Source organism: Kamptonema formosum PCC 10802, from assembly GCF_000332335.1.
Taxonomy (GTDB): domain Bacteria; phylum Cyanobacteriota; class Cyanobacteriia; order Cyanobacteriales; family Oscillatoriaceae; genus Oscillatoria.
This window is the reverse complement of record NZ_KB235948.1, coordinates 1,654,217-1,672,829: the sequence shown is the minus strand read 5'-3', so window position 1 is coordinate 1,672,829 and position 18,613 is coordinate 1,654,217. Positions and strand designations below refer to the sequence as shown.

Here is an 18,613-nt window from a genome sequence, read left to right as displayed (position 1 = left end):
TAGCTGGCTCAACCTCGCACCGGCTTGCGTTGAGAGGTGGCCACTTCCACGAGTTTAATCGCTGACATGAATCCCCTTCTGGATTGTTAAGCTGCGGCTTACAGCATGGAACTCCTTATAAAGCGATGGAATATCTGCGGGCATCTTTCTTAAGACAGATCCAGACTACCTTTATGGATAGAGATTTGTCAACCCCCCCTGCATTAAATTTTTTCCCTGAAAAACCAAGCGGCAATTATGGCCCAGTCAATAGGCGTGAGAAGCCCTGTTGGGTTGGCCCAGAGTCCAGTGGGCCAGCAGTAAGCGGATTCGTGTAAATATGAAAATATTTAAACCGTTTCTAGAGAGATAGCCGTGACCTTCCCTCACCGTTTACAGAACTACATTAATGGAAAGTGGTGCGCCTCCAGCGCAAAAGACTGCTTGGATGTTGTGAGCCCCGCTACAGCTGAAGTGCTCGCTCAGGTGCCCCTATCACCGGCAGCTGAGGTAGAGAGCGCCGCACAAGCGGCGGCAAAAGCCTTTCCCGCCTGGCGGCAAACTCCGCCAGCCGATCGGGTGCAATATTTGTTTAAGCTCAAAAATCTATTAGAAGAGAACTTTGAGGATTTAGCGCGCACGATTACCCTGGAATGCGGAAAGACGCTGGCGGAGTCGGCGGGGGAGATGCGCCGGGCGATTGAGAATGTGGAAGTCGCCTGCGGCATTCCCATGCTGATGCAGGGGCGGAATTTGGAAGATGTGGCTCGCGGCATTGACGAGATGACAGTGCGCCAGCCGGTGGGAGTGGCGGCTGTGATTGCGCCATTTAATTTTCCAGGGATGATTCCGTTCTGGTTTTTACCCTATGCCATCGCCTGCGGCAATACTTATATTGTCAAACCTTCGGAAAAAGTGCCGCTGACGATGCAAAAGGTGTTCGATTTGCTGGAGCGAACTGGGCTGCCGGCGGGGGTGGTGAATTTGGTTAACGGTGGCAGAGAAGCGGTGGATGCTATTTTAGACCACCCAGTTATCCGGGCGATTAGTTTTGTGGGATCGACGCCGGTGGCGCAGTATGTTTACAGTCGGGCTGCGGCGAATGGCAAGCGCGCTCAGTGCCAGGGGGGTGCGAAAAATCCAATTATTATTTTGCCGGATGCGGATATGGAAACGACGGTGCGGATTGCGGCGGACAGCGCTTTTGGCTGTGCTGGGCAGCGCTGTCTGGCTGCTTCGCTGGCGGTTACGGTGGGGGAGGCTCGCCACACGTTTACAGAGGCAATTGTGGGGGCAGCTAAAAGCAGAACGGTGGGTTGCGGTTTGGATGAGGGAGTCCAAATGGGGCCGGTGATTACTCGTGAGAGTAAAAGCCGGATTGAGGGGCTGATTGAAAAGGGGGTGAGTGAGGGGGGAAGGGCGCTGGTGGATGGGCGCAACCCGAAAATTGCCGGTTATGAACGGGGGAATTTTGTTAAGCCGACGATTTTGCAGGATGTCAGCCCTGCCGGTGAGATTGCCCGAACGGAAATTTTTGGGCCGGTGCTGGGACTGATTCACCTGGACACGATTGATGAGGCGATTGCTTTGGTGAATCGGGGTGAGTGGGGGAATATGGCTTGTCTGTTCACTACCAGTGGGGCGGCGGCGCGGAAATTCCGCTACGAAGCAGAAGCCGGCAATATTGGCATTAATATTGGGGTAGCCGCGCCAATGGCATTTTTTCCCTTCAGCGGCTGGAAAGCAAGTTTCTTTGGCGACTTGCACGGGCAAGGTGCCCACGCTGTGGAGTTTTTTACCCAAACTAAGGTGGTGGTTGAGCGCTGGCCTAAAAACTGGTCGCGCCAATTTTGATTTTAGGGATTAGGGGTTAGGGGACAGGCAAGATTTCTCTCGTTCCCAGGCTCTGGCTGGGAACGAGGGAAACCGCGATATAGCAGCAGTCATATTGATTAAGACGTAGGACAGGCGTCTCGCCTGTCCCACAGACCTAGGGGCTCGGCGGACGCCGTACCTACGTCTATACTTCGTATTCCAGTGTCCTAAACTGACTGTCTGCTGCTATAACACCTAACACCTGACACCTAAGTCAGAGCGCAGTTGACCGGCAATTTCTGCTAGGGCTTGCTTTCCCCGGTCCACCACCGGCGCTAAGCCGATAAAGCTGTGTATCATGCCATCATAGCGCCAAAGCCGCACCGGCACTCCCGCCGCCTCCAGTCGGGCGGCGTAGGCTTCCGCCTCATCCCGCAGCACGTCGCACTCAGCAGTGACAATCAGCGCCGGCGGGAGGTGATTCAAACTGCCGGCAAGTAAGGGCGAAGCGTAGGGATTTTTTCCGTCTGCGGCGCGAGAGAGGTAATGCTCCCAAAACCACACCATCTCCTCTTTGCTCAAGCCGCAACCCCGCTCATACTGCCGGTAGGATTCGCTACTGAAGCTGTACTGGGTGACGGGGTAGATAAGCAGCTGGTACGCCAGATGGGGATCGCCCCTATCTCGCGCCATCAGCGCCACCACCGCAGCTAAATTGCCGCCGGCACTATCCCCTGCCACCGCAATTCGATCGGGATCGCCGCCGATCTCACCGGCATTCTGCGCCACCCAGCGCGTGGTGGCGAAGGCATCTTCCGCTGCTGCCGGAAACCTGTGTTCGGGTGCGAGCCGGTAGTCGGCGGACACCACCACACACTCCGCCCCATTCGCCAGGGCGCGGCAGATTGGGTCCGCCGCGTCCAAATCGCCGAGCACCCAACCGCCGCCGTGGAAATAGACCAGCACCGGCAGTGGGGCGCTGCTTTTTGGGGTGTAAATGCGGACGGGAATATCCCCATCCGCGCCAGGAATGGCGCGATTTTCCACGCGGAAAACCGCTAGCGGTTTGAGTGGCTTGCCCCGCAGTTTGGCGGCTATTTCTCTGGCTCCCACCGGCTCCAGGCTGGAGAGGGGAGGCAATCCCAGCCGGTCGAATTGCTCCAAGAATTCTTGAACTTGCGGGTCTAGGGGCATTAAGCTTCCACTTGTTTCAAGTGAATGTGCTTGCGTCCCAAAGAAATTTCAAACTCATCCCCCGGGTTGAGTTCCATCTGTTTTGTATAGGCAGCGCCAATCAGTAAGTTCCCGTTGGACTGCACGCTAATCCGGTAGCTAGCGGTGCGCCCGCCGCGCCCATTCCCTTTTTGCTTGCCATCCAGGTCGATCCCCTCGGCATCAATCAGGGCGTTGAGGAACTTCATCATGTTGACTCGTTCCAAACCGTTCTTGGTGAGGGTGTAGTAGCCGCAGGCTCGCGCTTTTTCTTCTTTGCTGACGTCGGCTAGCTCTCGGACTTTTTTGATCAGGTCTTCCCCGGTGAGGGGGGTGGGGCTTTTTACTTTAACCATTACTGCTCACGCTTTCCCTACTTCTAGTGTGATTCTATCATTAAGTTCCCCAAATGGGGATGAAAATTTCTCACGGCTCTCTCGTGTTGGCCGGCTGCCGGTGCCGGCGCTTAATGTAACGCAAGCGCGTGGGGGTGTCCGCCCCCGCACGAGCTTGACAAACTAAACATTGCTCCCGCCAATTTCGCTCCCGAAAAGCTGGTGCAGCCGATCGGGCAGGGTGCGTTCTGCGATTTAGATTACTCCATCAGTAGGGTGCGGTTGCTCGGGGAGCGCACCCTGCTGGCGGGGAGGGATTGCCGGCCACTGGTGTCAACTTAAGCTCCTGGCGATTGAAATCGCGGCTACACAAACCAAGTCCGCCTACGCGGACTATAGAGAATAGCTACAATCTTAAAACCCGCGCAGGCGGGTTTTGTCTGTATAGCTGCGGTTACCCTGCGGGAAGCCGCCAAGGGCGGCTACAACCGCCGGGAGACTGCGGGACACAGCTTAAGTTGACACGCTTTGGATTGCCGGCGTGCCGCCCGGACACAATGGATGCCGGTCGATTGAGAGCCGGGGCGATTTGATTCCAGACAGTAGCATTATCTGCCAGACAGTAGGAAAAGTCAATACGGCAAGAGACCGGCACCGGATAAGTCATGCTTTGGCTGAATTGCCTCCCGCCCCGATCCGGCGCTCTGGCAGCGCACCACTTTTGGAAATAGGCTGGCCGGGGAGTTCCCACTGGCAGCGCCCACGACTTCTGTAAAAGGATCGGGAGCATCCCCGCTGTGCAAAGAAGCCCAAATGAATGCGACAATGATTTCAGCAGGGGGTAGGAGCGGATGATTTTTGGCCAGCGAATCTTTGGAAACGGGATTGAAACAAAGGATCGAGAGGAAGGCACCCTACTTCTGCTGCCAATCTGGTGTGGAACGCAACCCGCTGGTACGGGGGGGGAGGTCAAGGTTGTCGCGCGTTTAAGCTGCGGGGTTCCTGGCATAAGGCGAAGTTTCAGAGAAACTGACACCGGCAATCAAACCGCCGCCACCGTCTGGCAGGCGAGAGCCGGCCTTAGAAGGTTTCCCCCACTCGCATAGCTTTTACGCGCCAATTAGGAAAAGATCCTAAATTTTACGCAAGCGCCGCAGGACATAAATATGCTCCCCGTTTAATCTTGCCATTTTCCGCCAGCGTACCGCTGCGGTTATTTGGGGGACTTTCTGCCAGCTAGAAAGAATTTAGCCGCTCTCTGTTCCCTTTGCGGGGGGGCGGGAGGGGACACGAGTTTTTTTGCCCAAGTCGGTGGGGGTGCCGCCGGTGGTTAGACCTTTTGGACCGGCAAGATATCTGTCCTGGGAGGGATTGATCCGCAGGGCAGGCGTTCTCTCGGACCGTCAATGTCCGCTCCCAATTTGGCGAGTGCTATAAGCGCGGTTCTCCGCTGGATGAACGTTAGGCCCAGAAACCCGGTTTCTTTAAGAAACCGGGTTTCTCAGTACCTCATTAATACGAGAAACGCGCTTATCTGCAAAAACGGAGCTATCCCTTCCCTATTTTTCCCCCTGCCCTGAACCGGCTCAAACCCGGCGATCGTATTTTCGCATGGCAGGCATGCGAGCTGCTCCTCTCCCCCCTTCGTTACATACGTTATATAATAGGTCGCTGCCCGACTGCGCCTCCGACACATGGGAGAGGGGAAAAAACTTCTGCCGGCCCGCCGCCGGTAGAATTCAGCTTGCCACTGTCTCCCGAGGGCACCGGCATCAGTCCCAGATCCGCCGGAACGCCCAGAGGCGCAATTGAGCCGCACCGGCACCAAAAAACAGCCCGCTCTAGCAGCAGGAGAGAGATGCAGATAATCAATAAAATAATTGAAGTAGAAACCGGCAGTGGTATAAGCATTTACAATATTACCCCACAGCTGTTGCAGCTGCTGGAGGCGAGTGGGGTCAAAAATGGCCAGCTTCTGGTCTTCTCCCGGCACACAACGACAGCGCTGGCTATCAATGAAAATGAAGAGCGATTGCTGGTGGACATTAAGGCGCATCTGGAAAAATTAGCGCCCCCTTCAGGAACCTACCTGCACAATGACCTCCACTTGAGAGATGTGCCCCCGGATGAACCGGCGAATGCCCACTCTCACCTGATGGCTCTGATGCTCAGCAGCAGTGAAGCGATCCCAATTGCGGACGGTCAATTGGCTCTGGGGACTTGGCAATCTGTGCTGTTCTTTGACTTGGACGGACCTCGAAACAGGACGGTGTTTGTGCAAATCTCTGGGCAGTGAGAGCAGGGGGCTGTCCCGGAGAGCGCCCAAAGGGAGACGCACCCTGGCGAATGCGCCGGCATTGCCCCTCTCTACTTTTGAGAGCCGGTGCCGTCGCAGAGGTAGCGGTCGCTGTTTTTGACGCGGGGATTGTTATTGAGATAGTCGCGCAGCCAATCACAACTGCGCCCCACTAAATTATAAAGATCCAAATTCAACTCCTCACTGTTGGCGCTCGGGGGGCTCACAGTTTTGTCCGCACCGGCAGGGGCTTTCGTGGGGCCTTGTGGTCTGGCACTCACCCGCAAAATCCCCGCACTATATGCCTCGCTCCCGTCGGGAACCTGCCGGTGGGGCTGTTTGAGTTTCACTGTACCATCATCGCCGGCAGGGGCAATCAGCAGGCCCGACAGGCTAAAACGCACATTGCTAGCAGTATCTCCGCCCCCTTCAAGCGCTCTGGGCCAGCTACAGTCCTCGATGGAGAGCTTCACTGCCGTGCCGGCACGGACTGAGGCGATCGTTTGGCTGTCAGGACTGAAACTGACCGGCGAGATGTGATTGCCATGCCCCTCCAGAGCTCTCAGCAAGTGTCCGTCAAGTTTCCAGAGTTTGACAGTGCCGCCCGCACTTCCAGCAGCCAGGATCTGTTCGTTGGGACTAAAACCCTCAGGGCACACTTGTTCGCGATCCCCGTTGAGAATTTTCTCCAAAGTTCCCTCACGCTTCCAGAGTCGGGCGGCTGCGCTATCACTCGCCGGGACAGAGGTATTGCCACCGTCACGCCTCCAGAGTTTGAAAGCAGTGGGAGCGCTCGCCGAGGCAAGGGACACCCAGTCGGGGCTGGCACTCACACCCGAGACACTCTTGCTGTGTTCCAACAGTATTTTTAACAGCGCGTCTTCTTTATTGAAGCCCCACAGCCGGACGGTGGCGTCATCACCGGCAGAGGCGAGGGTGCCGGCCCGACTGAAACTCACTTTGTTGACAGCGCTGGTGTGCCCCTTTATAATTCTCAAAACGCTGCCGTCACGGCTCCAAAGTCGGACGGTGCTGTCAGAACTGCCAGAGGCAATTATCTGGCCGCTGGGGCTGAAACTGACGCTCTGGACTTTGCTGCTGTGCCCTTCGAGAGTGGCTAGCAACTTGCCGTCAAGGTTCCAGAGTTTGACCGTCTTGTCCTCACTGGCAGAAGCTACTGTCTTGCCGTCCGGGCTGAAACTCACAGCCCAGACCGGTTTATTGTGCCCTTTTAGAACTTTCAGCAATTTGCCGTCGCGGCTCCAAAGTTTGATGGTTTTGTCCCTTCCTGCAGAAGCAATCATCTGTCCGTCGGGGCTGAAACTAACATCAAACACCCAGTCGCCGTGATTGAGAACTTTCAGCAACTTGCCGTCGCGGCTCCAAAGTTTGACCGTCTTGTCCTTGCCCCCAGAGGCAATCACCTGTCCTCGGGAGCTAAAACTCACCGCACTCACCGGCTTGCTGTGCTTCAAGTCTCTGACAAAAGTGCCGTCACGCCTCCAGAGTTTCACCGTGGTGTCATCACTCGCCGAGGCGAGGAGCTGTCCGTCGGGGCTAAAACTCACCCGGCTCACCCGATCGCTGTGACCTTGCAACGTTTTCAGCGGAACACCGGCTGAACTCCAGAGTTTCACGGTCCTGTCCGCACCGGCAGTCGCCAGCAGGGGCTTCCAAAGCCGGTGCCTTTCCCCAGGCGGGGGATCGCCGTCGGGGCTGAAACTCACATCCAAAACCCTGCCGGTATGCCCCTCAAAACGATTGCGCTCCTGAATTTCCGAAAGGGCTTGCCGCAGCCGGTCTGCCGTCTCCGTCTTGATATCCGGCGGCGCTTCTGTCTCCAGTATTTGCAAGCCTGCCCTGACGCTGGCGATTAATCCCTCCAGCTGTTTCCCCGAAAGAAACAGCGCTTTTGAAGTCTGATTGAGCTGTTGAATATCTTGGAGTTCCGCTCGCTGAGTTTGCAGTTTGGCTTGCCAGCCAAATACCGCCGCTAGCGCTGCTAGTATTGCCATCAAAGACAGTCCCGCTCTCCGGCGCGCTCGACCCAGCGCCCGATTGATCTCGGACTGGGGGCGAAAGGCGAGCTTTTTGTGCCTTTTCTGTTTCGCGACTGCGACAGGCTGTTGCTGCTGGCGTATCAAAGGCAGCAAATACTCGTGAGCCAGCTGGTATCGGTCGGGGATGTTTGGCACCACAAACACCAGCCCCGTGCCGGTTAAAACCGTCAGCGCCAAATCCAGTTGAGCCGCTGAGGCTTTTACGCCCAGCGCCTGTAAACCGGCTGCTAGCTCAGCGCGAGTCTTTAAAGGGCGAGTGCGGTTCTCACTGGCTAGCAAGTACAAAACCTCTCGGGCAACCCACTCGCTCTCAGGCCCACAGTCTCTGACGGCTTCTTGCAACAATCTCTCGGCCAGTTTTTCCTTGCCCCCCCGGTTTTGATACTGCGCCAGCGCTGATATCTTCTCTGTTTCCAGCTGCAGCCCCACTAGCTGCAGGTCGAGCGGGCGCACCTCTCCCGTATCTCCAGCCAGATCCCCCACTATTCTATCAATCAGTGCCGGCTCTAAATAATAATTGGTGTTTCCTGTTAAGCGGAGAGCTGATTTGGCATCATCGACGTTTAAATTGCCCAAGTAATACAGTGTTTCTCGATACAGGATATTGCTCTCGGTGGCTTCCCTGTCGGGCGGGCGATTGAAATCCAGCAAATACGAGAGATAATCTTCTCGCAGGCAAAGGATGACTTTCAGGAAAGGGATATTCAGGCACTCTCGCAAGAATTCATAGAATTCTAGCCTTTTGGCCGGCGCTTTGCAAGCGAAGAAGAACTGTTCAAACTGGTCGAATATCAGGACGGTTAACAAATGGCAATCGGCATTTTTGCGCAAGCGGTCGAGAATGGCTCCTGCTGAATGGTCTGGCTCGGGGGCAGAGGGGCAATCTCCCTTCTTGACGCCGGGAACTTCCGCAAGCGCCTGTTGGAGAGCGTTCCCCAGTTCCCTCACCCAGTGGGTGTAAGTTTGCTGCACCACCGGCAGGGCGTGGCGCTGGCGGACAGGGGCCTGTTTGAGTGCCGGCACTAACCCGGCGCGCAAAATGGAACTCTTGCCAACTCCTGCAGGACCGTAAATCACCGTCAGTTTGCGGTCAGTCCGGCTAATTCGCTCTTCTATCAAGCGCTGGACCTCTCTGTGCCGGTCAGACGCTGCAATCTCTGGCGCGACGGAGGGCGGGTCGTTTATCAGTGGCGGCGCTATGTTGAGCGCCGGTCGGGCCCTGGGCCCGAGCCGCCCCGCACCAATAAAAGCGCGGAACCCGCACTCGTGCTCAATCTTTAGCCGCTCTTGCTTCAAAAGAAAAGCGTTGAGATATTCCCCCCGCTGACAGTACAGCTGGCGCAGCGATTCCAATATGCGGATGTATTGCTGGGGATCGCACTGGGGACTGGTGTTCGCTCGGGCGGTTTCTAAGTTTTCCAGTGCCGGCTGAACCTCACCGAGATGCCTTTGCGCCTCGGCGAGCAATAACAAATACCAAGAATGGCAGTGTCGCTGCGCCCAGCCCAAATTTGTGTTATAATTACCGGCACACTCACCGGCAAGAGAGCAGTTGGAGGTATGGATTGCCAGCGCCATCTCGGCGTATTCCTTGGCTTGTATCGGGGCTGATTTTGCCAGCGCCACCTCAGCCACAAGACCGTATGCGCCGGCGCTCCGCATGGGATCGCCGCAGGTTTGGTGCAGCCCGACGGCGATTTCAGCAACGCTTTCCAGATCCTCCCACTGCTGCAGTCTTTGCAGCGTTGCTCCCAAAGCGTTGATAAACTTCGCCACGGCGCAGGGGCTGCCGGCCTGTTGCAGTGCCGCAACGCACTGGCTAAAATAATCCCTGGCGAGACGGTACGCCGGCAGGTATTCAGCCCGACGCACCTCCGCCCGGGAGTGCCACCACGCTCCCAGATGGAACAGCAAACACGCCTGTCGCTCTAAACGATCGGTTTGCTGCCAGAACGCCAGACTGCGCTCATAATGCAGTCGAGCTTGCTCCATCCGACCGCTCAGGTGCGCATCCCGACCGAAAATAAATTGCGCGCTGGCTTCGATATCTGGCTCTGGGGCTTGTCCGCGACAAACCAGATCGTTGAGAGCTGACTGCAGTTCCCCGCGATCGGGGGAGTCAATCGCCGGATCGAGGTCGCAACTGTGGGGGAAGCGCCCCGCGCCGGCATCGAGCGCTTTGGCGAAGGCTCTGTCCGTCTCTCGCCGCAACAATTCAGCCAGTTGCTGTGCCGGCAGCCCAAATTCAACGGTTGTGGCCCAACTCTCGAAATCGGGCGCTAGCCGAATCAGCTTCTGCAAAATTTCATCATTCACCCACAAAAGCAGCGGAAAGGGAAAATTTTTGCGAAACTCTTCTCGCACTTGGTTCGTCGAAACCAGCATTGTGGAAATGGAACGGACTGACTCCAAACCAAATACCATCAGCGCCGGTGGCTGCTCCTCACCAAGTTCTGTCTGTATGGTTTTATACAGGGTGCTGGCAGACTCATCGAGAACTATCTGTCGCAGCTCAATCGGGCATTGAGCCAGCAGTTGCCGCAGCATCTGCTTTCGCAAGTCAGCGTAGTTGCAGCGCACTAAAATAAGGGAAAATTGCCCTTGAGACAGCTCAATTGCCCGTAATAGCGTCTGGAAGGAATTCTGGTTATAGGCGGTACTTTCATCTGGACGTTGCGGGTCGCTCATAGTAACTTCTGCTCTCCCTTTTGCCCATCTGCATACTGACTCGCCGGTTAAAGATCGGGAATTTTGTCACTAAAAATTTTCTCGGATATTCAATCCGGCAGATCGCTTTTTTGCCGGGGAAAAGCTGGCTGTCTATCAACTTAGGGCTTTGAGCAGTCTGGCGTTAAGCTCCAATCAAAAAAGACTGATTGTTCGGCTGCCGGTTCAATATCACTTCTTTCGACTGCTGTCAAGAGTTTTTTACGAGATGTAACATGGGCTGCGCCGGCAGGCCCTCTCCCCATCTGTAGCAGCAGTCATATTGGTTAGAACAATAGAAGCTTCGGGAGCGGGGGAGCAAGGAAGGCCGGAATGTAGGTTTCCTAAATGCTTACTGCTATATAGACGTAGGGCAGGCGTCCCGCCCCCCCTGAAGGTCTAATGTTCTAACCTAAGTGCATACTGCTATAGCTGGCATGCCGGCGCGGTTGCCCCATCATTCCGTTTCACCAAGCTGCTGTAAAATTGCTTCAACTTGCAAGCTTCAGGTCTGGCAACTGGCCTTCTACAATAGACCAGACAACTTGCAATTTAATGCGGAAATGCTCGTGAATCAGGATGTTCCGCAAGCCAATAATTTTTGACCAAGGGACTTCGGGATATTGCTGCCTAATTTCAGGCGACAAAGCCCGAGAAGCCTCGCCAATAATTTGCAAGTGGTAAATCATCCAGACTTGAATCAGTTCCTGCCGGTCGAAGGCTTCTCGCCCTTGGCTAGAATACTGTTCGATTCGTTCGGTCGCCCTGAGTATATCCTGCAGCCATTCCCTATCGTCTCTCACACCACTACCGCCTCTTTTAATACGCGATTTATTCTTTCTCCTTGTTCTTTTCCATAGCGGATGCTTTGCCGCAAGCCCTCCTCCTCTGTCACATGAACCTCGGAACCGAGCAGCTCTTGTAAGTCCATTAGAAAGCCGCCGAGATCGAGGAGATTCCGGTCAGGTTCTAATTCAACAAGAAAATCCACATCGCCGTTTGGGGGAACCTCACCCCGCGCCACCGGCCCATATATCCGCACGTTGTACGCGCCGTTCTGGGCAGCCAGTTTCAGGATTTCTTCTCGCTTTGCCCGGAGCAAATTCAAATTAAGAGCCATAGCCCACTCCTTAATTGTGTTGAATCTATATTGTTAGTTTAGCCGAGGTGGGGCGGGTCTGTCAATTCTTTGAGCATCTCAGGCTACCCCCGCCCCTGGAGTCTGTCTGTTTACTGATAGCCGGTTGGCTTAATCAAATAGGTCGCCCAAACCGGCTCGCTGTCGCTGCCGGCAACCCGGCGAGCCATACGCCAGGTTTGAGCTTGTTTTTGCCGCTGCAAGTAGACTTCAAAAGGTGTTTCCCGCTGCGTCACTTTCTGGGCGGGTAGCTTGACAGTCATCTCATAGGTCCCCCTGACGCGGAATGCCGGTAACTGTTGAATTTGTAAGGGTTCCATCTTGGCAATCGCCACCCGATTGATTTGCAATTCCGGCGGCTGGTTTCGCCCCAGCTGCTGCGCCAGTTGCCCTTGAGTTTGGCTGAGCTGCATCGCAATTGCCTGCTGCACCACCTGCATGCTCGGTCCAGGGCCAACAGCGCTGCAGGCGGCCAGCAATCCTGCTAAAATCGCTATCAAGATCAGTCTCACCATCGGCTTTCTTTCTCCTGTGTTCCCTCTAGATCATATTTTGCACCGTTTATTCGGGGATTGAAATGCTGCCGGCGCTGCTATAGCGCGTCAAGAACCTTCATGTAAATTTCAAAACCCCGGTTTCTTAAAGAAACCGGAGTTCTGGGCCAAGAGCGGTTGCGCACATTATTTAGAACTGCTATATAGACTTTTATATACTCGGATTTTCCAACCCACCATGTCAAACAAGACTCTTGGCCTCGACAGCCGGCTCTGCGATTACCTGCTATCGGTTTCTTTGCGGGAGCCAGAAATTCTCCGCCAGCTGCGAGAAGAAACCGCCCGCCACCCTCGGGCGCGCATGCAAATAGCACCGGAACAGGGGCAGTTTATGGCGCTCCTCGCGCAGCTGCTGTGGGCCAAAAAAACCCTGGAAATCGGAGTTTTCACCGGCTACAGTTCTCTGTGCGTCGCCCTCGCTCTTCCCCCTGAGGGAAAGATTGTCGCTTGCGATGTCAGTGAGGAGTATACCGCCACAGCTCGCCGGTACTGGGAAGCTGCCGGTGTGGCTGGCAAAATTGATTTGCGAATCGCGCCGGCGCTGCAAACCCTCGACCAGCTTCTCGCTGCCGGTGAGGCGGGAACATTTGATTTCGCTTTCATCGACGCCGATAAAGACAATTATGACGGCTACTTTGAGCTATCGCTGCAGCTGGTCCGCACCGGCGGCTTGATTGCTATTGATAATGTTCTCTGGGGCGGACAAGTTGCTGACCCCCAAGTTCAGGATAGCAACACTCAAGCCATCCGAGCCTTTAATGAAAAGTTGCACCGCGATGAACGAGTTACCCTGAGCTTGGTTCCCATTGCGGATGGGCTGACTCTGGCGCTCAAACGATAAACCCCTGTCTCTACAAGTCGGGGGCTATAGCCGTTCTAAATGATTGGCGCACCTGCTGGGGTCCCAGAACCCCGGTTTCTAAAAGAAACCGGGGTTCTGAAATTTGCACGAATGATTTAGACTCGCTATATACGCCGGGGAGAAACCAGGTCACTCCTGCAAAACCTGGTTTCTTGAGGTTGGGGCTTGAGTAGTTCTTCCTCATCGATTTTATCTTATCAAAGCTTCTGGGAAATGTCAAGGGGTTAGGCAAAATAATTTCTGCCGGCTGCGGCTTGCCGGTTCCGGAACGGACCGTTCCGAGAGCCGGCAGCTGGATGAAGCGTTACAAGATGTTAAGAGCTAATGACATCCGGCAGCAGATAAGGCAAAATTAGGGGAAATCAGGGATTGCTCGAAGGTGGGGAGAGGAAGGGACGCCGGATTTTGGATGCCCGGATTTTGGATTGATTGTTTTGCTCCACGCCCCACGCCCCACGCCCCATGCTTTATGCTTGGGAGTGTCCTAAAATTTCAAACCCACAGGGAAACCATGCTGAGAAAACTAACAATGCCGGTCAGGCGGGGACGCCTGACGTTTATCCTGGTAGCGATGGCACTGGCCTTATTCCCAGCTAAGTCAAAGTCCAGCGAAGGGGACGAGATTGCACAGGCTAACGTAAATTGCAGCAATCCTCGCGGAACGCCGGAAATCAACTATTGCGCTCAAAAGTCCTATGAAGCCGCTGACAAACAGCTGAATGACGTCTATAAAAAAGTTGTTTCTGGGTTGAGCGCTGACCAGAAAAACAAGCTGGTTGATATCCAGCAGACATGGATTAAGTTTCGGGACGCCAGTTGCGCCTTTGAAACCTACCCGGCGCGAAATGGAACGGGTTATAGCGCTTTTCTCAGCGAATGCAAAGAGCGGCTGACCAAACAGCGCACGGCTGATTTGGAGAAATATCTCTCTTTTCGCTCCGGGTCCACCGCACCGCCGGCTGTAAGAACCGGCTCGATAAAGTAAGAGGTCAAACAGTTGCAAAGGTTGTTGGGCGAGCAAAAGCCCTCGCTAAATACTGTCAAAAATGTGGGCGTATTTTGCCCGACAGCCGGAGCGCCTGTGAGGGAATTTCAGCCGAAAGCGTACCTTCCCGCAGACGGATTTTTTGGATATAAAACTTGGGCAAAGCTGTTGTCCTGTCATTTTGAAAGCCCTTTGAAAGCAAAAGGTAAACTATGCTAAGAAAACGCACGATTTCCGCCCTCACGGTCTGGTTCGCTTTTTTGACAGTCCTGGCACCGGGGAACGGGCTGGCCCAACAGATTGATTGCAAGAATGCAACGACAACCAATGACATGAAGTTTTGTGCGGATCAGTCCTATAAAGCTGCAGACAAACGGCTGAATGAGGTTTATCAAAAAGTCCTGTCAGGGGAAACCGGCGAGCCGAAGAAGCTGCTGATTGAGGCGGAGGAGATGTGGATTAAGTTTCGCGATGACAGCTGCCGGTTTGAAATCCCTGTCTCGCCAGATGGGCGGGAATATCCGATTTTTCTCAATGGGTGCCTGGAAAAGCTGACTCGGGAGCGCACTGCAGATTTAGAGAAGTATCTGTCCCAGCGGGAGGGGAATAGCACAAGTCAGCCGCCGGTGAGGACCTCGACTGTTGCGAGTTTGCCAGACGGGAATTACCGCTACGTCAGCGCTAAATTTTCTTCTTTTAATGTGAGCGATGACGAGTTACTGAAGGCGGGAGGCTATGAATTCCGGTTCCGCAAGAAAGGGAATAAACTCACCGGCACCCTCGGGCAAATTGACTCGGGGAACACGATTTGCATGAGTGGGGATATCAGTGGCAATACGGTAGCCGGTCGAGCTGTGGAAGTTTCGGAACCGCCTTTCAATCCCAAGGATACCATCAGAAGCGCGGGGGAAGAATTTGTAGGGTGGGATTTGCTGGGTGGGAGCATTCTCAAGGTTCGCCGGGGCAAAAAAGTGGGCAACAAGATTGAGTATGCCAGCGCCTTGATGAACCTCAGCGGGTTGAATCGCATTAACACCGGCACCCGACCGGCTCCTGTGAGCTGTCCGTAAAGAACCTCACCCCCTAACCCCCTCTCCGCTTGCGGAGAGGGGGGATAAGAAGAATGCAGGACCGGCCTCCCGCCTGTTCGGGAAGACTTCCCCCCTACCGCCAGCTGAACAGCATCCCCACCCCCGCCAGAGCACCCAGCACCCCGAGAATCGCTCGCAAGCAGCCAGCCCCCGCCGGCACCGCTAGGGGGAGGACAAACAGCGGACTCTTAGCCTCCTGCGCATAGAGGTGCCTTCCCACCGGCACCACCCAGGCACGCCGGCGACTGCCACTATACATTAATTTCTATAAAGTTTCAATAACTTTTTATACGAAATGTTGAGATATCTCAAGCCGGCAGTGGCCCGGAATCAGGGATTTACCTCCCCCTGACCCCTGATTCTGCGCTCACCCTCACCCCCTCAGCCCGCTTCCGGCAGGCCGGCGTCAGGAACAGGCCGCCAAGTCCTTTACAGAACTTAATAAGTTTGCTGTTAACTGTAACCGATATAACTGTTGGGTTTTTTCCAAACTGCTATGACATCTATTAATAGACAGCCCATTTAGGAGGTCGCCATGAATTACACCTTTGACATCCTAGGGATATCCCCCATCCTGTATTTCTTTAACCAACAGCAAGAGATTTTACAGAAAAAACCGCGCCCGCGCCTGGAATATGTGGGAACTCACAAGTGTGCGCTCGACACCTTTATTCAATCCGTCGAAACCGTTGCTCCCGCGCAAGGTTGGGAAGTGGATCGGGTCGTTGACACCGTAATAGACTACTGGATGAAGAACTCCGACAGCATCCAGTATTGGCAGCAGCGCCTGAAAGATGCCGGTCGGGAAAATGTTTTAGTGGCAAGAGTTGCAGACATTCAAGCCTTGCAGTCAACCTTTAACTCCCTCTTCGACAAAACCAGTTGAGAAGATGCCAGAAACTTGGTTTCTCTAACAGGATACCAGAAACCCGATTTCGCCGAAGTTACCGAGTTTCTTAACCTGAAACCGGGTTTCTTAACCTTTTGCCGGCTGACCTAAAAATTAACCGGCGGCTGCCGGTGGGTGACTGGCCGGCCTGCATTGCGTGGGCCAGACTCAGGCCGCTAATGCCCACACCCACGATAAGAGTATCTAAGACGCTGGATGGATTTTCGGGCGGTTATTTGCATGAGTGGCTAGCTGGCACCCTGCCGCAGCCGCGCCCCACTCACTCTTGCGAGATGGCTCGCTCTCAATGGATGGCCGACTGCTGGAACAGCGCTTCCAGATACACCCGAGCCGCCTGACGGTAGCTTCGCGACGCCTCAGGGGTGCCACTGCTTCCATTTTGCAGCAAAAACAGTGACAGAGCGGCAGAAAAAACCCGGTCTTGATCCCAGTCCGGATGCGTGTCCAAGTAGCTTTTGAGCGATTCGTGCAGTTCTTCAGGGATTTCTGCCAGTATGCTGATGCTTGCGTTCATAAACTCTCCTCTGTCAACTACCTCTCTCCCTGGCCTTTACTGGTCACTGCCCTCACTCCCACCGCTGTCGGGGCGGATGTGGGCACCGGCCAGATCGGGTAAGTGGCTCTGATAGCTCCCACCCGCACAGCACATTTTTAGGGTGCGCCGAATCATTGTGCGCTATCAGGGGGTAGTGCTGTCAATGCTGCGAAATGTTACAGCCGCCTTTATTAAAAAAAAAGATTTACGACAGAATCAGCCTTTCAGCCCGATCTTTGTTACAAAACTTAACAAAAAGCGAGAGCTGGGGAGCCTGCCGGCGCTGCGCCGGAGAAATCCCCAACCGAACAGCAAGACTCGATCCTGCCGTCTCCCCCTGTGGAAAACCCTGTCTAAATTGTGGAAAACGTTCTGACCAACTGTGGAATGGTTGTGGAATCTGTGGGGAAAAGTGCCGCGAAAAATAAGAATTGCTAATTTTTCGCCCGCGCCTGATTACTTATTGCTTATTGCTAATGGCAGCGTGCCAGGCGGCGGCGTGCTGGCGAATTTGCTTTAGTTCTTCCGGGGGCATGCGATCGAGGTTGGCCAGAATGAAGCTCATGCGACCTTGGGAGGCGAGCTTGTCCCGGTGCCGGTGGAGGAAGTCCCAGTAAAAGAAGTTGAAGGGACAGGCGCGGGTGCCGGTGCGCTCTTTGTGAGAGTGAGCGCAGTTTTTGCAGTAGTCGCTCATCTTGCTGATATAATTGGCCGACGCCGCGTAGGGTTTGGACGCCAGCACGCCCCCATCGGCAAACAGCCCCATGCCAATGACATTGGTTTGCATCACCCAGTCGTAGGCGTCGATAAAGGCGGCGTGGAACCACTGCTCGACTTGCTGGGGGTTGAGACCGGCAATCAGGGCGAAGTTGCACAGCACCATCAGCCGCTGGATGTGGTGGGCGTAGCCGGTGCGCTGGATCTGGCTCAGGACTTGCCGCAAGCAGTTCATGTCCGTTTTCTCCGCGTCCCAAAAGAATGCCGGTAGGGGCTGGGTGTGGCTGAACCAGTTGCGCTGCGGGTAGCCGGCATCCGTGTGAGCATACACCCCGCGCATGTATTCCCGCCAGCCCATCACTTGACGGATAAACCCTTCTGTGCTAGACAGATCCAGACCGTTTTCGCGATAGGCGCGCTCTGCAGCTTGGATCGCTTCCAGGGGGTGAAGCAAACCGATGTTGAGGTAGGGGGAAATTAAGGAATGCCACAGGGTTTCCTCACCCGTCACCATCGCATCTTGGTAAGGGCCAAAAGCTGGCAGCCGGTGGTGAATAAAGTGGTCTAGCACCTGCAGCGCTTGTGCGCGGGTAACAGCCCAGCGAAAGGGTTCGGCGTCTCCGTATGTGGGGAAATTGAGAGATTTTACTTGTGCGATGACTTCCTGAGTTATCTCATCTGGCTCGAACCAGAGGGCGCTTGGCGTGTTCAGCTTGCCTTTGGGCGGTTTGCGATTTTCCCTGTCATAGTTCCACTGTCCGCCAGCCGGCTTTTCCCCATCCATTAAAATGCCAAACCGGCGACGCCCTTCGCGATAGAAGTCTTCCATGAGAAAGCGCTTGCGCTTTTTCGCCCACTGTTTGAATTCCCCCTCACTCCAGAGAAAATGGTTGTTGGGAACGAGAGTCAGCTGGCAGGGTAGCTGCAGGTTTTGAATCAGCTGGGCAAAGGGCCGGTCCGCCGGTGCCATCACCCGCAGTTCAGTAATGCCGTTGGCTTTAATCCAATCTTGCAGGGGAGTTTGAAAGTCACCAGTGGCGCGGATGTAAGTAACAGCGAAGCCAGACTGGCGCAATTCCTCGGCAAAATGGCGCATGGCTGACCAAACGAGCACCAATTTTTGCCGGTGGTAGGGTCGTTCTTGGGCGTGGTGCAGGGATTCAATCAGGATTGCGGGGGTTTGGTTTGCCCCAGAGGACGTTTGCAGTGCGGCTTGTCCAGCCCACAGCTGGTCGCCGAGTACCCAAATGCCGGTGGTCATTGATGGTTTTTTCTTTATATTATCACCCAAGTTGCAACTTTTGTCGGCGGAGCCGAAAAAGCGGCGCTCCCAGCCTGAGGCTGGGAATTAGGAGGAACGAGGGGAAAAATATATTTCTCTCCCCAGGTGCTTGACTTGACAGAGTATCCGGTGTTAT

17 protein-coding genes are annotated in these 18,613 nt (G+C 54.8%); 7 read left to right on the top strand and 10 right to left on the bottom strand.

Going from position 1 to position 18,613, the window contains the following annotated elements; translation table 11 throughout:
* Positions 1-354 precede the first annotated feature (354 nt).
* On the top strand, positions 355-1,833 hold the full coding sequence (locus tag OSC10802_RS0107180; protein ID WP_017716111.1) for a CoA-acylating methylmalonate-semialdehyde dehydrogenase: 1,479 nt from the start codon (positions 355-357) through the stop codon (positions 1,831-1,833).
* A gap of 216 nt (positions 1,834-2,049) precedes the next feature.
* On the opposite strand, the gene lipP1 is transcribed toward OSC10802_RS0107180, so the two are convergent.
* The 3 genes from lipP1 to OSC10802_RS49070 all read right to left on the bottom strand — a co-directional run bounded on the left by lipP1 (position 2,050) and on the right by OSC10802_RS49070 (position 5,213).
* Entirely contained in the window at positions 2,050-2,988 is a 939-nt protein-coding gene (gene lipP1, locus OSC10802_RS0107175) for a LipP1 family hormone-sensitive lipase (RefSeq protein ID WP_017716110.1), read from the bottom strand.
* Positions 2,988-3,362, bottom strand: coding sequence for an AbrB/MazE/SpoVT family DNA-binding domain-containing protein (locus OSC10802_RS0107170; RefSeq protein WP_017716109.1), 375 nt, complete (start codon positions 3,360-3,362; stop codon positions 2,988-2,990). Before OSC10802_RS0107170 ends, lipP1 begins: the two co-directional genes overlap by 1 nt.
* 1,635 nt (positions 3,363-4,997) lie before the next feature.
* Complete coding sequence (locus tag OSC10802_RS49070) at positions 4,998-5,213, bottom strand: hypothetical protein (protein WP_017716106.1); 216 nt, start codon at positions 5,211-5,213, stop codon at positions 4,998-5,000.
* Between OSC10802_RS49070 and OSC10802_RS0107155 the strand changes: the two genes are divergently transcribed.
* Positions 5,200-5,637: a secondary thiamine-phosphate synthase enzyme YjbQ gene (locus OSC10802_RS0107155; RefSeq protein WP_017716105.1), complete on the top strand. Its 438-nt coding sequence runs from the start codon at positions 5,200-5,202 to the stop codon at positions 5,635-5,637. The two genes, OSC10802_RS49070 and OSC10802_RS0107155, sit on opposite strands and share 14 nt — an antisense overlap.
* Before the next feature lie 71 nt (positions 5,638-5,708).
* On the opposite strand, the gene OSC10802_RS0107150 is transcribed toward OSC10802_RS0107155, so the two are convergent.
* The 4 genes from OSC10802_RS0107150 to OSC10802_RS0107135 form a co-directional block, all read right to left on the bottom strand.
* Entirely contained in the window at positions 5,709-10,385 is a 4,677-nt protein-coding gene (locus OSC10802_RS0107150; protein ID WP_017716104.1) for an nSTAND1 domain-containing NTPase, read from the bottom strand.
* Between the two features lie 509 nt (positions 10,386-10,894).
* Positions 10,895-11,206: a HepT-like ribonuclease domain-containing protein gene (locus tag OSC10802_RS39045; protein ID WP_017716103.1), complete on the bottom strand. Its 312-nt coding sequence runs from the start codon at positions 11,204-11,206 to the stop codon at positions 10,895-10,897.
* Positions 11,203-11,523, bottom strand: coding sequence for a nucleotidyltransferase family protein (locus OSC10802_RS0107140; RefSeq protein ID WP_017716102.1), 321 nt, complete (start codon positions 11,521-11,523; stop codon positions 11,203-11,205). Before OSC10802_RS0107140 ends, OSC10802_RS39045 begins: the two co-directional genes overlap by 4 nt.
* Positions 11,524-11,633: 110 nt before the next feature.
* A complete protein-coding gene (locus OSC10802_RS0107135) occupies positions 11,634-12,056 on the bottom strand; it encodes a hypothetical protein (RefSeq protein ID WP_017716101.1) in 423 nt (140 codons plus the stop codon).
* A 217-nt stretch (positions 12,057-12,273) separates the two neighbouring features.
* Between OSC10802_RS0107135 and OSC10802_RS0107130 the strand changes: the two genes are divergently transcribed.
* The 4 genes from OSC10802_RS0107130 to OSC10802_RS44075 all read left to right on the top strand — a co-directional run bounded on the left by OSC10802_RS0107130 (position 12,274) and on the right by OSC10802_RS44075 (position 15,012).
* Positions 12,274-12,936, top strand: a complete 663-nt coding sequence (locus OSC10802_RS0107130; protein WP_017716100.1) for a class I SAM-dependent methyltransferase — start codon at positions 12,274-12,276, stop codon at positions 12,934-12,936.
* 532 nt (positions 12,937-13,468) lie between these two features.
* A complete protein-coding gene (locus OSC10802_RS39040) occupies positions 13,469-13,942 on the top strand; it encodes a lysozyme inhibitor LprI family protein (RefSeq protein ID WP_017716099.1) in 474 nt (157 codons plus the stop codon).
* Between the two features lie 12 nt (positions 13,943-13,954).
* Entirely contained in the window at positions 13,955-14,161 is a 207-nt protein-coding gene (locus OSC10802_RS56340) for a peptidoglycan-binding domain-containing protein (protein WP_369797057.1), read from the top strand.
* Complete coding sequence (locus tag OSC10802_RS44075) at positions 14,155-15,012, top strand: lysozyme inhibitor LprI family protein (RefSeq protein ID WP_017716098.1); 858 nt, start codon at positions 14,155-14,157, stop codon at positions 15,010-15,012. Before OSC10802_RS56340 ends, OSC10802_RS44075 begins: the two co-directional genes overlap by 7 nt.
* A gap of 94 nt (positions 15,013-15,106) precedes the next feature.
* On the opposite strand, the gene OSC10802_RS0107115 is transcribed toward OSC10802_RS44075, so the two are convergent.
* Complete coding sequence (locus tag OSC10802_RS0107115) at positions 15,107-15,292, bottom strand: hypothetical protein (protein ID WP_017716097.1); 186 nt, start codon at positions 15,290-15,292, stop codon at positions 15,107-15,109.
* 276 nt (positions 15,293-15,568) lie between these two features.
* Between OSC10802_RS0107115 and OSC10802_RS0107110 the strand changes: the two genes are divergently transcribed.
* Positions 15,569-15,919, top strand: coding sequence for a hypothetical protein (locus OSC10802_RS0107110; RefSeq protein ID WP_017716096.1), 351 nt, complete (start codon positions 15,569-15,571; stop codon positions 15,917-15,919).
* Between the two features lie 307 nt (positions 15,920-16,226).
* Here OSC10802_RS0107110 and OSC10802_RS0107105 read toward each other — a convergent pair whose 3' ends face one another.
* Together OSC10802_RS0107105 and OSC10802_RS0107095 are read right to left on the bottom strand one after the other, a co-directional pair.
* The gene (locus tag OSC10802_RS0107105; RefSeq protein ID WP_017716095.1) at positions 16,227-16,457 is read right to left on the bottom strand and encodes a DUF2811 domain-containing protein; all 231 of its coding nucleotides are present in this window, start codon (positions 16,455-16,457) and stop codon (positions 16,227-16,229) included.
* A 481-nt stretch (positions 16,458-16,938) separates the two neighbouring features.
* Positions 16,939-18,456 carry a cryptochrome/photolyase family protein gene (locus OSC10802_RS0107095; protein ID WP_017716093.1) on the bottom strand — a complete coding sequence of 506 codons (1,518 nt, stop codon included), beginning with the start codon at positions 18,454-18,456 and terminating at the stop codon, positions 16,939-16,941.
* Between the last annotated feature and the right edge of the window lie 157 nt (positions 18,457-18,613).

What these genes read in the sequence shown, in the direction of transcription:
- OSC10802_RS0107135 (WP_017716101.1), bottom strand. Translation starts at nt 12,056, where the DNA reads ATGGTGAGACTGATCTTGATAGCGATTTTAGCAGGATTGCTGGCCGCC.
- lipP1 (WP_017716110.1), bottom strand. Translation starts at nt 2,988, where the DNA reads ATGCCCCTAGACCCGCAAGTTCAAGAATTCTTGGAGCAATTCGACCGG.
- OSC10802_RS0107150 (WP_017716104.1), bottom strand. Translation starts at nt 10,385, where the DNA reads ATGAGCGACCCGCAACGTCCAGATGAAAGTACCGCCTATAACCAGAAT.
- OSC10802_RS0107140 (WP_017716102.1), bottom strand. Translation starts at nt 11,523, where the DNA reads ATGGCTCTTAATTTGAATTTGCTCCGGGCAAAGCGAGAAGAAATCCTG.
- OSC10802_RS0107095 (WP_017716093.1), bottom strand. Translation starts at nt 18,456, where the DNA reads ATGACCACCGGCATTTGGGTACTCGGCGACCAGCTGTGGGCTGGACAA.
- OSC10802_RS0107155 (WP_017716105.1), top strand. Translation starts at nt 5,200, where the DNA reads ATGCAGATAATCAATAAAATAATTGAAGTAGAAACCGGCAGTGGTATA.
- OSC10802_RS0107115 (WP_017716097.1), bottom strand. Translation starts at nt 15,292, where the DNA reads ATGTATAGTGGCAGTCGCCGGCGTGCCTGGGTGGTGCCGGTGGGAAGG.
- OSC10802_RS0107110 (WP_017716096.1), top strand. Translation starts at nt 15,569, where the DNA reads ATGAATTACACCTTTGACATCCTAGGGATATCCCCCATCCTGTATTTC.
- OSC10802_RS0107170 (WP_017716109.1), bottom strand. Translation starts at nt 3,362, where the DNA reads ATGGTTAAAGTAAAAAGCCCCACCCCCCTCACCGGGGAAGACCTGATC.
- OSC10802_RS39040 (WP_017716099.1), top strand. Translation starts at nt 13,469, where the DNA reads ATGCTGAGAAAACTAACAATGCCGGTCAGGCGGGGACGCCTGACGTTT.
- OSC10802_RS44075 (WP_017716098.1), top strand. Translation starts at nt 14,155, where the DNA reads ATGCTAAGAAAACGCACGATTTCCGCCCTCACGGTCTGGTTCGCTTTT.
- OSC10802_RS0107105 (WP_017716095.1), bottom strand. Translation starts at nt 16,457, where the DNA reads ATGAACGCAAGCATCAGCATACTGGCAGAAATCCCTGAAGAACTGCAC.
- OSC10802_RS0107130 (WP_017716100.1), top strand. Translation starts at nt 12,274, where the DNA reads ATGTCAAACAAGACTCTTGGCCTCGACAGCCGGCTCTGCGATTACCTG.